Annotated in this window: 14 protein-coding genes; all 14 read right to left on the reverse strand. The window is 32.2% G+C overall.

The annotated features are described in order from the left end of the window. Positions 1-285 precede the first annotated feature (285 nt). The 14 genes from wecB to PLZ15_10780 all read right to left on the reverse strand — a co-directional run bounded on the left by wecB (position 286) and on the right by PLZ15_10780 (position 17,359). Complete coding sequence (gene wecB, locus PLZ15_10715; protein HOI30216.1) at positions 286-1,407, reverse strand: UDP-N-acetylglucosamine 2-epimerase (non-hydrolyzing); 1,122 nt, start codon at positions 1,405-1,407, stop codon at positions 286-288. 77 nt (positions 1,408-1,484) lie between these two features. Then, positions 1,485-2,276, reverse strand: a complete 792-nt coding sequence (locus tag PLZ15_10720; protein HOI30217.1) for a formyltransferase family protein — start codon at positions 2,274-2,276, stop codon at positions 1,485-1,487. Then, positions 2,273-3,094 carry a polysaccharide deacetylase family protein gene (locus PLZ15_10725; protein ID HOI30218.1) on the reverse strand — a complete coding sequence of 274 codons (822 nt, stop codon included), beginning with the start codon at positions 3,092-3,094 and terminating at the stop codon, positions 2,273-2,275. The genes PLZ15_10720 and PLZ15_10725 overlap by 4 nt, the downstream gene beginning before the upstream one ends. A 112-nt stretch (positions 3,095-3,206) precedes the next feature. Next, a complete protein-coding gene (locus tag PLZ15_10730) occupies positions 3,207-4,262 on the reverse strand; it encodes a DUF354 domain-containing protein (GenBank protein ID HOI30219.1) in 1,056 nt (351 codons plus the stop codon). Beyond that, complete coding sequence (locus PLZ15_10735; GenBank protein HOI30220.1) at positions 4,259-5,422, reverse strand: hypothetical protein; 1,164 nt, start codon at positions 5,420-5,422, stop codon at positions 4,259-4,261. The genes PLZ15_10730 and PLZ15_10735 overlap by 4 nt, the downstream gene beginning before the upstream one ends. A gap of 69 nt (positions 5,423-5,491) precedes the next feature. Beyond that, positions 5,492-7,624 carry a bi-domain-containing oxidoreductase gene (locus PLZ15_10740; GenBank protein HOI30221.1) on the reverse strand — a complete coding sequence of 711 codons (2,133 nt, stop codon included), beginning with the start codon at positions 7,622-7,624 and terminating at the stop codon, positions 5,492-5,494. Between the two features lie 30 nt (positions 7,625-7,654). Then, positions 7,655-9,526, reverse strand: a complete 1,872-nt coding sequence (gene asnB, locus PLZ15_10745) for an asparagine synthase (glutamine-hydrolyzing) (GenBank protein HOI30222.1) — start codon at positions 9,524-9,526, stop codon at positions 7,655-7,657. Position 9,527: 1 nt separating this feature from the next. After that, positions 9,528-10,577, reverse strand: a complete 1,050-nt coding sequence (locus tag PLZ15_10750) for a glycosyltransferase family 4 protein (protein HOI30223.1) — start codon at positions 10,575-10,577, stop codon at positions 9,528-9,530. Positions 10,578-10,699: 122 nt separating this feature from the next. Then, positions 10,700-11,527, reverse strand: a complete 828-nt coding sequence (locus PLZ15_10755) for a glycosyltransferase family 2 protein (GenBank protein HOI30224.1) — start codon at positions 11,525-11,527, stop codon at positions 10,700-10,702. Further along, a complete protein-coding gene (locus tag PLZ15_10760) occupies positions 11,524-12,396 on the reverse strand; it encodes a class I SAM-dependent methyltransferase (protein HOI30225.1) in 873 nt (290 codons plus the stop codon). Before PLZ15_10760 ends, PLZ15_10755 begins: the two co-directional genes overlap by 4 nt. A gap of 15 nt (positions 12,397-12,411) precedes the next feature. Continuing rightward, positions 12,412-14,097, reverse strand: a complete 1,686-nt coding sequence (locus PLZ15_10765) for a carbamoyltransferase C-terminal domain-containing protein (GenBank protein HOI30226.1) — start codon at positions 14,095-14,097, stop codon at positions 12,412-12,414. A gap of 13 nt (positions 14,098-14,110) precedes the next feature. Beyond that, entirely contained in the window at positions 14,111-15,301 is a 1,191-nt protein-coding gene (locus tag PLZ15_10770) for a glycosyltransferase family 4 protein (GenBank protein ID HOI30227.1), read from the reverse strand. Next, positions 15,264-16,538 (reverse strand): hypothetical protein, encoded by a 1,275-nt coding sequence (locus tag PLZ15_10775; protein ID HOI30228.1) that lies wholly within the window; start codon positions 16,536-16,538, stop codon positions 15,264-15,266. Before PLZ15_10775 ends, PLZ15_10770 begins: the two co-directional genes overlap by 38 nt. Continuing rightward, positions 16,526-17,359, reverse strand: coding sequence for a glycosyltransferase family 4 protein (locus PLZ15_10780; GenBank protein ID HOI30229.1), 834 nt, complete (start codon positions 17,357-17,359; stop codon positions 16,526-16,528). Before PLZ15_10780 ends, PLZ15_10775 begins: the two co-directional genes overlap by 13 nt. Positions 17,360-17,444 lie beyond the last annotated feature (85 nt).

Below are 17,444 nucleotides of genomic sequence, written 5' to 3' on the forward strand. Positions count from 1 at the left end.
GAAGACTGAAGTCGGAAGACAGAATAGAAAAATATGTATGCTTGGTTGCTTGATTGTTGGGTTGCACGGAGGATAATCGTTCGTTGTTCTTGGTTCTTCGTTCGTGGTTCCCCGCAAAAGGCGCGGGGCATGCTTAGTTCAAGTGTAAACTGTAATCTGTTATCGGTGAACTGTAAAGTAATGACCAGGAATTATGGAATGTTGGAATATTGGGTGAATCGTCCCCGTAAAAGGAGCGCGAGGTGTGTAATAGGCAGTCTTCAGTCGGCAGTCCTCAGTCTTCAGTCAGCGGAGATGGATTTCCGATTCTTTTGTCAGGAGAATCTTTACGATTCTTTTGGCAGCATGTCCATCCCATAATTCCGGGATTGATCCTTTTTTTATTTTACCTGATAAGACATCAGAAGCAGCAGCGAGAGCTTTATTTAAATCATTGCCTAGCAATTGATTTGTACCAACTTCAACAGTGATGGGACGCTCTGTTGAATTCCTTAATGTAATGCATTGGACCCCAAGATATGTCGATTCCTCCTGAATACCGCCGGAGTCGGTAATTATCAGTTCTGCATTTTTGATTAAAGAAATAAAGTCTATGTAACCGACAGGATCAGTAAGATTTATATTGGGGTGAATCATATTCATCAATCCGAATTTAACAAGATTATTTTTCGTTCGGGGATGAATCGGGAAAATTATTTTCCTTCTATCTGCAATTTTATTTAATAAGGAGATAAGTTCTATCAGCTCAACTTTTTCATCAACGTTACCAGGTCTATGAAGAGTAGCTAACACATAATTATTTTTAATAAGACCGAATTCATCAATGATTTTTGATTCCTCAGCTTTCGGCAAATAGTATATGAGAGTGTCAATCATTGTATTGCCGACAAAGAAAATCTTAGAGTTGTAAATCCCTTCTTTTTTAAGATTCTCGAGACCGCTTTTTTCAGTTACGAAAAGGTAATCTGATATCTGATCTGTGAGAATTCTGTTTATTTCTTCCGGCATGTTTCTGTCAAAGCTTCTTAGTCCGGCTTCTACATGTGCAACTTTAATCGAAAACTTAACTGCAGTCAGGCTGCATGCAATAGTTGAATTCACATCACCCACTACAATTACTAAATCAGGTTTTTCACTCAACAGTACTTTCTCGAACTCGATTATAATTTTTGCAGTCTGCTCGGCATGAGTACCACTTCCTACCCCTAAGTAATAATTTGGTTGAGGAAGATTAAGATCCTGAAAAAAAACTTTGCTCATATTGTCATCATAATGCTGACCGGTATGGCAAATGAGGTGCTGGAGATTGATGTCTGAAGACTGAAGACTGAAGTCAGAGAAAGCTTTATGGATTGGAGCGATTTTCATGAAATTTGGACGGGCACCAACAACAGATATGATTTTCAAAGTAGCTCTTAAAAGTATTATTAAAAAGAATAATTATTTACTAGAGAAGAATAAATCCAGAGGATAACGAGAAAGATTTATAATCCTAGTCTAATTTTCCTGTATTGCCATGCTTCCTTTAAGGTTGGAGTAGTATTATAAGTTGCTATTGATGAATCATTTTTAATAAACTGAACATAACCATTTTTAAGTTTGTCCAATGCTTCTAACATAGCAGCCGGGGCTAATTCGTAGTTCTTTTTAACAATAGTATTAAAATTGTCTTTTTCTTCAATTGGAAATTTTTTTTGAACAATTACATCACCAGCATCAAGTTCTTCATTAACAAAGTGAATCGATACTCCTGTTTCTTTTTCTCCTTTAAATAATACCCAGAAAGGAGTTAATCTGCCCCTATTTTTTGGTAGTAATGCATTATGCCTATTTATCACTCCAATTTTGGGTATCGCAAGTAATTCACTTTTCAAAATATTCTGGGATTGGTTTATAATTACATCTATATTAAGATTTCTAATTTCATCAAGGAACTGTTCATTGTTCGGAGACTTAATGTCCAATGTTTTTATCCCATTTTCTGATGCTATCCGGGCAATTGAAGGATCCTTGAATAGTTTTGGAAAGATTAAATATAGCTTTTTTTTAATTTTGTAAATAATTGTTATAAAAGAATTCCTTACAAAATGATAAAAACCCATTATTAGAAAAAGAGATAGGAGATAGGTGAATTTTGATTTTTTTCTTTGAATTGTTAATCGATCCCCTTTAGAAATTGCTAAACCAATTATCTCATTTTTTTTTGACTCGATAATTTGGGAGATGAATGAATTTGTCTGCACCGGATCATCCATAGTTATGATAAATATTCTCATAAAAGTCCATTGTCAAGACAGTATTGCTTAACTGTCGTAAAAACATAACCTCTTTCTTTATAAAATTGTATTTCCTTTTTATACAATGGGATTGCTGCTTTTCCCAGATTCTTTACCTTCAATTGTGAACGTAGTATATCCTTAAAAAAATAACTGACTGGATTTTTTGTTCTTTTATTTATTACGCGGACTTCACTTGATTCATCAATAAATTCATTAGGGTGAATATCAAAGACCACGGGTTTTTTATTAATACTACTTTCTAAATGAATTCCTCTTCGCTGAATTGAGGTTATAAAAGGTATTATTCTCATTGTAGTACCAACGTAAGGTAAAAATAGAGCAGATAAAGGTATTTCAACCAAATCACTATGCCCCTTCTTAAAAATGTTATTTATATCAACTTTGTAAGGCAATCTTGGAGAAGTAAGCCATTTAAGTTTATTCACACTTCCAAAAGAAAGGAAAAAATCGAACCTTTGCGAAGCAATAGAGCTATCAATTCTATGACCAGTTTCAATTAAAGCTCTTGCAGTGTAACTATTAACTCTTAATGCAGGTGCTCTAAAGGAGATAATTTCTTGTCCCGAAATATCTTCTAATAATTTTTTTGTATAATCAAGATGTCTCTTCTGTTTTTCAAAAGGCATTACATCAAAACCATTTGAGGGCAGATGAGATTTGCCATGAGAGCCAATTTCATGCCCTAAGCTAATAACCATTTTTACAATTTCAGGGATGAGTTTTACTATGTAACCGGTAAAATAAAAAGTGGATTTGATATTTAATTCATTATAGATTTCTAACAAAATTGGCATTCCCGTTTTAAAGACTTTTATGCCAGTTTCATCCCGTAATGTATTATGCCATATTGATGTCGTTTCGACATCATTTGTTAGAAGACAGTACTTTTGCGTGCTGTTAATGTTACTAATTTTTTATTCTCACGAAGTTCTTAATATAATTAGTTAGATAATTAGAAAAATCTATCTTTTCATCAAGCATTTTTTGTTTTTTTCTTGCCAACTCATAATAATCAGAATTTAAAATCCTATCAATAAGTTCATAAATACTTTCCGCATTATTTGGAAGTAAACCGTAACCAAGATTGTATTTATTTTCAAGTTCATCCAGATAACTAATTCGATTCACAAAATCATTTACACGGATGAATGGTGTACCCAGTACAGCTGCTTCAGCAGCCATTGTCTGGCTATCACCAATATACAATTTAGAAAATGCTAAAAAATGATGAATATCCAATGGATTAATTTCCAATCGATAATCATTCAATTCTGGACCAATATCTCGTTCACTTGTGATATATACATCACCATAGTTTTCTAATTTCTTAATAACTTTAATTGCATAATTATCATTAATTCCTTTAATACCTACATCATGGTGAGCTGATAACTTAGCAAACCTCATAATAGAGAATGGTCTATCAATAGAAATGTATTTTTCTACGACTCTAATATCAGGAGTAAAATGATTGGGATGCAAATACGATAGTTCATGATAACTGTTATGTTTAATACATTTATATTCCCATTTACCCGTTCTGCAGACTTCCGGGCAGATTATTTTATCAGCGAAGTGATATCCTATATTGGCAGTATATTTTATTATATCAAAATCATCTTCATTTACGATAGTATTTGGTATCCCTAATATTCTTCCTGCAATTGATATTATTATGGAAGTACCCATCACAAGATCAGGTTTTTCCTTTTTTAATATTTTATATAACGAATAGATTTTCTCATAAAATTGTAATACAAGGTCTTTTTTTGTTAATAAAGTCTTTCTTGCCTTCAGTTTAATTGAAATATCTTTCAATTCAGACTTTTGGATAAGATCTTCAAGAATATCCTTATCATTAAATGTGATAAAAACATTTTCATTTAAATATTTCAGATCTTTTATCACATTCTTAAATAAATGAAAATGTGCTGGGTGTGCTAAATGAAATAATACTTTCATTTATATAAAGTCATTATTTTTGATAAACTGACAAACATCCATGCATTGGACCAACGCATGAATGAAGTAGTATTTTTATGATACTTGAATTTTCGGAAGTAAAAATACCCTTCTTTACTTTGTATATTTTCGATCATGAATTCCGCTACATTTTGTGCCGTTTTTTTATCCCCGAATCTCAAAAGAGTCAATATAGATTGACCTGCAGAAGTACAGTCGATTGGATAAAGATTAGAGTTATAAAATTTTGGTATACTATCTTTTTCAAAAAAATTATTTAAATAATAATTATAACCTATTTCAAGAGCTTTCTGATATTTAGGATCGTTAGGAATGCAATACTTAATAAAGTCATCTAAGCAGTCAAGGATGTAACCAGTGTGATAGTTATCTACCCACTCACCAGATGCCCTTTTTGAATAATACCATGAGCCATTTTCATTTTGTGAATTTAAAACATAATCTGCAGCTTTTGTTGCTATGGTTTTAAGTTCTTCCTCTTTGGTGAAAATGTAAATAAATGAAAGAATCCGGATACCTTTCATACTTGCATTAAATACTTTCTGCTTGTCGAAAGGAGAATAAGAAAATATAAATGAGCCATCATCTTTATAAGTACGATTAATGTCTTCGAGGACAAAATCTTTGGAGCCAATTATTAATTCTTTTGATTTGTCAATATTGGTTAATCGATAACATTCAAATAAAGAATTAACAATAAATCCCGTAGCCACTATCGTAGGCTGATAAGCGGGAATGGATGCGTACCGTGATTCCCAGTCGAAATCATAACCCCAGCAATTACTACTGTAACCTTTGGGAATTAACGCTATAAGTTCTTCGATCAATTCATTAATTTTCTTTAAATAATTATTTTTTTCTTCCACGTATACTTCACTTAAATATGAGTAGGCTTGAATACACAAGCCAAGTGTAACAGGATTTTTTCCTTTTGGAACAACTAACAATTTTCTTAAATTAAATGGAGAGCGCTTTACTAACTGTTGTACACCAAACCGAATTAACTTATTGTTTCGAAAAAAAGGTAGTTTGAAAAGCGGTGATTTTAAAGCATCGTATGGGTCATATCCCGAATAATTATTCTCTTCAATGTAATTTTGAAGTTTTCTTAGGGAATCTGCTAATTTTTCTATATGCATAATTGATTTATGGGAAGGTAATAAATGATGCAGAACCAACAGTTAATATAGTTTACTTTTCCGAGAGGATTAATTTCTAATAATTATTGTTTTTCGATTTTTAATGGACTCGATTATTTTAAAGGTAACTAAAGTAGAATGATACAATTCTTCAAAAGGAATTAGAGGATTATCATTAAAAAGTGAGCTAATAAACTCTTTCAATTCCTGTGCGTGACCTTTATCCTGTTTTCTACTTTTTATCTTCTCTTTCTTATTACCGTAAATCTCCAGCTCTCTAAAGTCATCAATTTTCCAGACCGATCCGCCGTTAAAGACTTCAAGATACTCTTTGGATAAAGCTTTATTTCCGTTTGAAAAATAATTTATTCCGGCAATGCTGCCATTTTCAAATTTTAAATTAATCGTCACAGAATCCATTAATCCGTAGGCATCATCAAGGCTCTCAGCAGATACAGAAGATACTTTCGAAGCAGTTAAAAAGATTGCTAGGTCTATGAAGTGACAGATTTCCCCTATTATTCTTCCGCCACCAACATCAGGATCCTGTATCCAATGTTCCTTTGAAATTATACCAGCATTGATCCTATAATTTATCGCAGTTGGTAAATTAGGATTTATAAATTTTTTAATCTTACTTATCATTGGGGAAAATCTTCTATTGTATCCTACCATTAAATGAGAATTATTTTTTTGATATTCTTTATTAATCTCTTCAAGTTCAGCTTCTGACATACAGAGAGGTTTTTCCGTAAAGATATTCTTCCCATTTTTCAAAGCATCAAGCACATATTTATAATGTAGATTATGTCTTGTTGCAATAAATACTGTATCGATATGATCATTATTTAATATTTCTTCGCTATCGGAAGCTGCAAAATCAAAATTATATTTATTTGCAATGTTCCTTGAAGAATTACCACTTGATGTTGATACACCAACAAAGTTGACATAGCCAATTAGATTAGGCAGTAGATAATTCTGTGAAAAAGTACCCGCCCCAATAAATCCAACATTTGGTTTACCTTTGATACGTATTATTTCTTTATTAAATGTTATCGATTCTTTTTTCAGTTCTTTTTCGACATCATATTTTAATAGTATACCGGTGAAAGGCTCCTTCTTTGATAAGATCAGATCGTAAGCTTCAGGCGATTTTCTAAAATCGTAGACATGTGTGATTAGTTGCTCTAAATTGAGTTTTCCTCTTTGGAGAAGATCAACAAAAGCTTCCATATTTCTATTTTCGGTCCATCTCACGTAGCCTATAGGATAATCAATTCCTTTCTCTTCATAGTTGACATCATATCTTCCGGGGCCATAGGAAGAGGACATCCTTAATTCAAGTTCCTTCTTATAGTAATTTGCCCTACTGAAACCAGTTGGAACAGCACCTACAATAACAACTTTACCCTTCTTTCGGCATATCTCCCCCGCAAGTTCAATAGGATCTAAGGATGATGTTCCGGCAGTAATAATAACTGCATCAACTCCATTGCCTTTAGTGAATTCAGTTACTGCTTTTTCCAAACCGTAGTCATCTCTAGTAATAGCAAAATCAATAATTGATTTCTTTGCCATTTCAACCTGAGTTTGTTCAATGTCAATTCCAAAGGTTTTAACACCAGCAGCATTCAAATACTGAACTGTAAGTTGACCGATAAGACCTAAGCCAATGACAACACAATTTTCACCGATCCTTAGATCAGCTTGTCTTACTCCTTGAAGAGCTATAGATGCAACGGTGGTAAAAGACGCGTACTTCAGGTCAACATCCTTGGGAACTTTAACGCATAAATTCTTTGGGACTGAAACAACTTCAGCATGAACCGCATTCGCACCGCCGCAGGCTACATAATCCCCTACTTTAAATTTTGTAATTCCTTCACCCATCGCAATAACTTCACCTGCACAACTATAACCTAGTGCCGAAGGTGAATCCAATTTATTCATTACGGTTTTATAAGTTTGCAATAGACCTTGTGATTTCGCCATCTCAATAACTTGTTTAACTTCTTTTTGACGTGACTTTGCCTTTGCAATATACCCTTTACGAGCATCAGTAACGGTTTTGCCTTCTGTACCGGCACTTATAACTGAGTAATGATTCCTTACCAAAACATACCCAGTTTGTATTGCAGGGATTGGAACTTCAAGAAGTTCCATCTTTCCATTTTTGAAATTCTGTGTAAGCTGCAGCATAATCAATTCGCTGTAATTATAATGGTGAAATTATTTAATAAATTTTTGAAATATTTGATACCAACACCTAAATGAGATCAGAGCATAAATCAAAGCAGAATTATCCTCACTACCGTTAAGATGTGAATTAATAATCTTTTGTATATTTTTAACAGAAAATCCTTTATATCCCGAATAAAAATCAAAATCGCAAAATTTTTCTATATTTATTGAATTAGAAAGTATACTGCGGAGAGGCATTCCGAATCCTGCTTTTCTACGTTTCAATATATAATTAGGCAGATAAGGCTTCATTGTATCTTTCAGAATTTTTTTTGTTTCACCAAATAAATTAATTTTATAAGATTCTGGAAGACTTAAGGCAAATTCTACAATTCGATAATCTAGAAATGGGACTCTGCCTTCAACTGAATTGGCCATGCACATTCGGTCTATGTAAGCAAGATTCTTAACAAGAAAATTGTCTATTTCAAATCTGTTAACGGAATCAAATGGGCGACAATTATCAACGAAATAATTACTAAGGAATTCTTCAGAGGTATAATTTGCAACTTGGTAAATCGATTTTGAGTTCTCATAATCACCTACAATATTAAAAATGCCATATCTGATATTTCCATAATTATAGTATTTCCCAAGCTTATAGAGGTATCTTTTGTAAGGTTTTAACCATCCCTTTCCAGCATTTAATCCTGATAAATAATTCATAAATAATTTAACTAGTCCTGAAGGAAGCAAATCCAGATATTTGGAATACATGGTAAGCTGATGACCAGCATAACCGTAAAACAATTCATCAGCTCCCATTCCAGACAGCAACACTTTAGAATCTGATGAAGCTTTTTGAGAAATTAGGAAGGATGGTATTTGAGATCCATCAGCGATCAGATCATCGGAATACTGAATAGTTTTACCAATCAAGGACATTTCATTATTTCCAATATCAACGGATTGAATGGAAAGATTCCAGTCGTCAGCAAGTTTATTTGCGTAATAAAAATCGGATGAAGATCCCTCCGTTTTAAGATCAGTTATGTTTTTCTTAGCAGTATAATGTGTAATATCCTTTCTATCACGCGTAAAATATGCGATTATCGAGGAGTCCAAGCCACCTGAAAAAAAGGTTCCTAAAGGCACATCAGACATTAATTGCATATTTATTGCAGATTCTAATAATCTATATAACTCAGTACATGCTTCATTGTAAGACAAGGTAGCTATATCTTGATTCTTTTGTAATTTCCAGTAGCTAATTAATTTCCAGGACAGATCATTAAGGTCTATTTCAATATATGAGCCGGGATTAAGTCTTTTTATACCGTTAATTAAAGTATCTTGACCTGGTGTGTATTTAAAAACAAAATAATTCAATAAGGCTTCTTCTGAGATACTATTTTCAGACAGGAATTCCATGATGGTTTTCATTTCCGATGCAAAAACAAATACTTGATTCCCCGAGTAATAATAAAGTGGTTTTACTCCCAATCTGTCACGTACAAGAAACATTTTTTTTTGTTTCTCATCAAGAATAGAAAACGCAAAATCACCATTTAAATACTCACAAGCCTTTATGCCTATTATTTCATAAAGCTTTAGAATTACTTCTGTATCCGTCTTTGATTTGAATTTTTTATTTTTTAGGAATTCTAAATGCAGATTATTGTGATTGTATATTTCACCGTTGTAAATTATGCTCACTTTGCCATCATCACTTTGCATAGGCTGAGAACCTGCTTCAGATAAATCTATTATACTTAACCTATTATGTGCAAGCAGTATGTTATAATTATTAATAACAGACTTGTAAGTACCATTGCTGTCAGGTCCCCTATGATGTAGAGACGATAGAATGTTATTTTCATTAACTTTATTCTTTGTAATACAACCAGATATACCGCACATATCAATTCTTATTTACAGATAATACTTGGTTAAATACTTCAGAAATATTTTTTTCAAATATTTCATACGTAAACTCAGATTCATATTTTTTTCTACCGTTTATGCCAAGACTTTTTCTTAATTCAGAGTCTTCTATAAGAATTTTAATCTTATTCGCAAGATCCTCAGGTTTTTCCTTATTAAAAAGAAATCCAGTTTCATTTTCAGAAACTATTAAAGGAATGCTCCCTTCCTCAGAGGCTATTACAGGTAGTGAAAATTGCATAGCCTCAAGAATAACAAGGCCAAATGCTTCATACTGAGTTGGAAAAACAAAAATATCTGCTTCAGAATATAGTTTATATTTGTTATCTCCACCTGCATCTGTAATTAATTTTATTAAATTATTTAGTTTTTTTTCGCTAATTATTTTTTCTATGTCTTTAATTTTATAGTCAGACTCTCTTCCAGCAATGCAAGCAGTAAAATTTATTTTTTCATTATTAAGAATTTCAATCGCATCCAGGAATATTTTTAAGCCTTTTACTCGACTGAAATTAGAATAATATAATATCACAGGTTTATTATTTACAACATTTTTCTCAATAATAAAACGGCAATCTATTCTAGTTACCCCGTTCGGGACAATATAAGGATTACAATCAACAACATTTACGATATCATTCTTCACTAAATTTGAAAGGCATATTGTTTCTTCATTCTTAAATGCTGCTCTTAGAATAATTCTATTAAACATATTTTTATTAGCAAATAATTCAAGACCTTTTCCATGAAGATGATAAATGATTTTTTTCCTAAAGAGTTTGATAATAAAAGCAAAGCAAATATCTCTGTAAAGCGCAAATCCTGTTGTTGAAATTTGGAAGTAAATAAGTGCTGGATTAAAAAAGACGAGAACATAAATCAACTTGATAAGTGTTCTAAAGAATACAATTAATTTACGGCTACTAATTTTACCAAGTTCAGATACTTGATCGCTGTAGGATACCTCAAATATTTTTATAATAAATTTATCATGAAGTAGCTTACTATTTTTTACATACTGGTTCATTTGTGTAACCCCAGTATTCGGAGGAGGAATTTTGATGAATAGCAAAATCCTTTTACTTTCTAACATTAATAATAAGCTTGTTATTTAATATATGTTATTAATTATCAGTTGCAGGTATTATATCAAAATGAAGCGGCCTCTTTCGCCTCGATGGTTTCTCTTTTAATTGCCATAGGGTCAAGATAAATCTGATACCTCAACGGAAATTCTTGAAAGTATGCACCCTTTTTTAACTTTTCAATTTTTTTAAGAAGATCATACAAATTAGAAGTAAAGTATGATTTTCCATAACTACTCAGAGGGATTAGTTTGTATTCTTCCATAAACATGGCATTAGAGCTCAAATTGTTTCCAGTTTTTGTGAAAACACTTATGTATTCGTTAATGTGAATGAAGTTTTTCCCAGCACTCAATAACTTTAGATAGAGATCAATATCTCCCAGTGATTTCAATTGAGAATTAAATTTATATTTTTCAAATAAATTCCGCCGAAAGAAAGTAGCACAGGAATAAATATATGACGAACCATATTTTAGGTAATTGAATCGGGCATTAAGGGATTTTTTGAAAGAAATGAGTTTACCATTATCATCGATTACAAGCATGTTTCCATGATAAACATCAGCATTTGGATATTTTAGTGAATAATCATCAATGATCCTTAATGAATTAGGTAAATATTGTTCGTCACAATTAAGATAGGCAATTAAATCACCACTGCTACATTCTATACCCTTGTTAATTGCATCATACATACCTGAATCACTTTCAATTATATATTTCCCACTTTTGAAATTGTTTTTCAGCCAATCAACTGTTCCGTCCTTAGACCCGCCATCCACAATTATATGTTCTTTATGTACGCCTTGCTGATCATTGACGGATGCCGAACATCTTTTAAGATAGTTCAGCATATTGAAACTAGGTGTAATAATTGAAAACCTTATCATTTTTTTACTGCGATTGCGAATAATGTATCTTTAAAATTTGAGTTTAATTTAAGCAATAATCTGTATGGTAGTTTCAGCCAATTGCTAATATACTTCGGATTCCATCTTAATGAATATTGAGATAACTGATGTACATATGATTTCGAAATATCCCTTTTTGACTTATTTTTTTTTTCTTTTATGGACAACCCAGTAAAAGTATCTTCTACACTTAGCTCAACCATTTTAAATTTACATTGGGTTATCACATACTCCAAATCTTCTCTAGTATATTCTCTATGATGACCACTATGATATTTTTGATGAAATATATACTTTATATCCGGCATAAAACTTGATCCACATAAAAAAGTAAGGCGTTTTTTCAAATCAAGTATATTTGGTGTATCAATGATAAGAATTCCACCAGGTTTTAAGATCCTGTAGAACCAATCCAAAATTCTTCTAGGTGAATTTTGAATATGTTCGATAGTTGCGAGCCACATGATTACTTCATAACTATTCTCATCAAAAGGTAACTCATCAGTTTCGAGATTGTTGATAGGTGTATAGTTGAAACGCTTCGAATGCAATTCGCAAATTTTATGACCCGCTATTTCTGGAGAATCCGTAACAGAGATGTTGTAACCCATCTTTTGCAATACTCTTGAAGGTATAGCAAATCCAGCAGACACATCTAAAATCTTAATGTTTTCTTCTGGATAGTATTTTAATACGCTATATACAGTTTTAAAATGACGATAGTAATCTCGGAAAATAATCCCCTGGGGAATATCATATTCAGAAGCTAAAACTGAGCATTCGTTTTTAATAAGTTCGGAAATACTCTTATTTATATTTGTACTGTTTTTTAATTTAAGATCTTTCACTATCATTTTTAATAACTATTTTTCAAGAACAAAATCGTTCATTATTAAAACGTCAAGTCCATTATCATAAAAGCAGCGAATTGCCTCGCGAGGATGATTTATTATAGGCTCTCCCATTATATTCATTGATGTATTTAGTATAAGGTATTCGCCAGTCATATTTCCAAAATCATTTATAAGCCGCCAGTATTTAGGATTGTGGTTTTTCTTTATTGTCTGTGGCCGTAATGTATGGTCTGCATGTACTACCGCTGGTACATTTTTACGTTTATCCTCTTTACATGTGAAAGATGTGATCATAAAGTATTCATCCCTTTCCCTTTCTAAATAATCTTCCTTTTTCTCCCAGGAAATCGAGGGACAGAATGGTCGGAATGCTTCTCTGAACTTAACTCTTGCATTAATTATATTTTTATTTTCCGCTTTATTGGCACTCATTAGAATTGAACGATTACCTAAAGCTCTGGGCCCGCTTTCCATTCTGCCCTGGAACCAGCAAATAATTTTATCTTCTGCTAGTTTTTTTGCAGCATATTCCGTAGCGTTATCCAATTTCCTGTATTTAAGGTTTCTTAATTTAAGGACATCCTCAATTTCATTTTCAGAGTATTCCGGTCCAAGATACAGATCAGTTAGTGAATATATTTCAGCTTCTGGATTTTGAGAATAATACGCATATAACGCAGCACCGGAAGCAAGACCAGAATCTCCGGCATTTGGGAATATAATTTGTTTTTCAATTTTTCCAGTTTCCCACAATCTCTGATTTAATTTAACATTGAGAAATACTCCTCCTGCGCAGGTAAGATTTTTTGTCTTTTCCTTTTCCATCCATGGAAAAATAATTTCAAATGCCTGTTCTTCAAGCACCCGTTGAGCTTCTGCAGCAATATTTTCTGCACCATGTTTGTCAACAAGTTTTTTTATCTCGAATGCATCGTCAAAATGCCATTCGGTTTGTCCTCCTTCATTCCAAATAAATGCCCTTCCATAATCATAGGGCTCTATTAAATCGCCCGTTCCGAATTTTGGATAGAATTTGTCCAATAAACCTTTTACTTTCTGGTAATCACCATAAGGGGCTAGGCCCATTGTTTTTCCTTCACCATCTCCATGCCACCAACCTAATGCCTCAGTTACGTTGCTGTAAAACCACCCAAGAGAACCTTTTGTATCAAATTTTTTTAGCGGTACAATTTTACCATCTTCACCTTTCCAAATGCATGTTGATACCTTATCTCCGGCACCATCCATAGTTACAATAAGTTGTTTTTTCCTATCTCCGCTTGTGTAATATGCTGAAGCAGCGTGCGCTAAATGATGTTCTACATTAACTATTTTTGTTCTGTCATTTTTTTTGAATGATTTCACATAAATTGGTGGTTTCTTCAATGTTTTCCTTGGAACAACAGGAGCAATCTCAAGCAGATTTCGGATCCTGGAATCAGGAGTTACAGGCAATCCCAGTTCGAATAAAAAATTGAAATCTGGAATTGTATGGATCCCTGGTACTGCGATTATATCTACTTCATTAATGGTAATGTTTTGTGACTTTAAACAATAATCTATTGACTTTAGCGGAAGACCGTTATAATGTTTAATACGTTTAAATCTTTCTTCTGCAACGTCTGCAACTAGTTTTCCGTCAATAACTAGTGCCGCGCTGCTGTCATGGCCAACATGAACACCAAGTACAACCATTTTTTCCCCTTCTTTAATTTAATCCTAAAATTTGTTTGTATGTTTCAATGGTAATTCCAGCAACTATTTTACTACCATTATTTTCTTTTATAATCTGCTTTGATTTATTACTCTTTGAGATAGAACCCTCCTTATCAGTCAGCATCATAATTAGTTTATCGATTAAATCTGACGGGTCATTAATATCAAATAAATTATAAATATTATTATTTTTCACCATTGAAGGAATTCCCCCTACATTAGATGCGAGTGAAGGAGTTCCCACTGCAAGTGCTTCAAGTAATGAATTAGGGCTGTTATCACAATAGGAAGGGTGGAGGTACAACCTTGATCTTGATAATAATCTTGCGATTTCAGACGGATTCCTATAACCGACCCATTCAATATTTTTATCTACACCTAATCTAGATGCTAGCGATTTCATTTTTCTCAGATACTTAATATGGCCTCCTCCCACAAATTTGAAGTTTAATCTTGGAAAATGTTTAATAATTTCGGGTACACATCTTAGTAGTAATTCTGTTCCTTTTCTTTTACAAATTGTTCCAACAACAATAATATCATCGGAATCCATACCGTTCCAGTTTGTTTCAAGAAAAATATCGCCAACTGCCTCTGGAAGATAGAAGATTTGGGCATTTTTATTGTTATGCTTAACAAAACTTTTATCCCAGTTAGTTCTGCATCCAAACTTTGAACCAGATCGTATTGTATTAACTTCTATTCTTGCTTGTATCCAACTTGTTACACTAGGCTCATACTTGAATAAAGAACTGATAATCCCCTGAATAGATACAATACTGTTTACTCCAGAATTAACTGCTCCAAATCCGTATGGGCCTTCGGTGCCATGTCCATGTACAATATTAGGTTTAATATCTTTTAATAGATCATTGAATTTTTTTACTAAGTTTTTATAATAAGTTATCCTGTCGATTGGCAACCATGATGGAAATCCTTTATAAATAAAGGGGATGCCAGAAGGAATTACATGTAAGTGGTGACCTATTTTGTGATAGAAATATTTTGGTGCACGAGTAGATACATTAAGAATATGTAATTCAATTTCTTGATTATTAATTAGTTCGTTAGAAAGTGTAACTATCCATGATGAAGAGTGCACAAAATCAGGATTGCCATTAAGTTGTCTTCTAATCTCTGGAATGTTATTTATCGGATATGGGCAAAGCCATGCTATTTTCATTTGATTTGATAATTAAATGATAAAAAGATAGACCTATGAAAATTACACTTTGGAAAATAACCTGGGAAAAGCCAAGTAAAATTATTAATGATAGTGATAAGAGCGGAAACCATTTATAGTTGATTGTCTGGTTTTCATTTAGTTTCTTGAATGTTTTGTAAATACCAAAGAAATAAAAAATAAAGAATGGGATCCCATATTTGACAGCAAAATCTGATATCCCATTATTCCTATGTGTATCTCTGCTAAAACCTGTGAAATCATCAAATCTAGTGTACTCATTAACTCCTCGTCCAGTAAGAGGGTAATTCAATATGTCATACATGTCAAATATAAAATTTGCAAACCTTCCTCTACTTCCATAATGATAATATCCCACATTTAATGATTGTTGATATTGCTCATCAAGTTTTCGACCCAAGAATTCCAAAGAATTAAATGAATACCAAAAAATGGCAATAAGTAAGGGGATCATTACAAGTTTATAGGATTTCCGTCGTAGAAAAATAGTAGCAGATAAAATTGCTACAAATAGTGATATATAACTTGCTGTTGAAAAGGTTGTGATAATACCGGCCAAGAAAATTAAGTTCTTCTTATTCCACAAGTTTTTAGATAAAATTATATTTATGTAAAATGCTAAGACAGCATATACACCCAGACCACCAGCTTCGTGAAAGGCAGAAGGATTTCGTCCCCCAATAATTTCCAAGCCATAATCATAATATGGTTTTGAAATACCAGTATTAAAAGTATATATAATCATGTTAGAGTTATATGAATAACCGCGCCTGCTCGATTGCTGCTCAAATATTGGAGCTATATTATCAATGAGGAACTTTTCAAAACCAGGGATTAGTAAGGAAGGGATAAAAAATATGAAACTGATTATTATAAGCAAGTAAATTATATTGACGTAAGCTTCAAATAGTTTTTCACCTATTAACTTTATTAATAAATAAGCATTAATAAATGTTATATATATACCAATAGTTGTTTGCAAAGATATATAATTAAAAATAATAAATTGGCCCAACAAAACAATTGTAAGCAAAAAAATAAAAGTAAGAAAACCTTTATCAAATTGATGTCTTTTGATTGCGAAACTACTAGCGGCTAGAATAAAAATGGCCAAATTCCAGAAATAGCCTGAAGTAAAAAATGGGATTCCCCCTAAACCAATAAGAAGAAAAGTGAAGAAATAACTCGCGTAATCTTTATTTTTCAATTTAGGCAAATTAATTCTTCCTCAAATCTTTTTGTATTTATTGTTATATCATACTTATTAGAACTATAATTATATGCATGGGTGATTATATCTTGATAGATTTTATATTTTCTGATTGCATCTTCTAATATTTTTTTTAAAGTATTAAAATCACCGTATGCATATAAACCCATCTTATCTTCTGTTAAAACATTGTCAGGATCAACAACAAGACTGATAACAAGTACATTATTATTCCATGCTTGTATGAATGTATTGGGAAATCCTTCAGTTGTACTTGTGTTAACTAGTATTTTTGCAATTTTAAACCATTCGATTGTTTTTTCATAACTTAAAGGGCCTAAGAATTTTATGAACTCTGAATTATCCTGAACTTTATTTAGATATTTCCCAGCTTCACCTATCATAACAAAATCCCACTCTTGCCGAGATATCAATTTTGCAAGGTCGATGAATAAATTGGGTCTTTTTACTTCTCTCATATTTCCTACCCAAAGTACAATATTTTTCTTTTTCGGATTGTAGTCATCAATTCTATTTATTTTTATATATGAATTAGGAATTACTATCGATTTCATTCCCTTATTTTTAAATAATAGTTTTTGCTGGTGAATTGTTTGAGTTATTATAAGATCAATTTTATTTTTTCTGAACCGAATTATAAAATCACAAATTAGTGCATCAATAATTTTGATTACTCTCTTTAATGATATTCTCTTGGACAAATGGTATTTCAGATAGGAATTTTTATATAATTCATCATCACCCGCTAAAGCATAAATAACTTTCTTTCTAGTTAAAAATGAATACAATAAAAGAGCTCCCCTCATAATACGAGCATCTGTTCTTACATAATAAAAATATGAGTCTGTTTTGAAAAGTAGTAATAGTATCTTAAAGTAATTTAACACATAG

The sequence above is a fragment of the Melioribacteraceae bacterium genome (assembly GCA_035362835.1).
Lineage (GTDB): Bacteria > Bacteroidota > Ignavibacteria > Ignavibacteriales > Melioribacteraceae > DSXH01.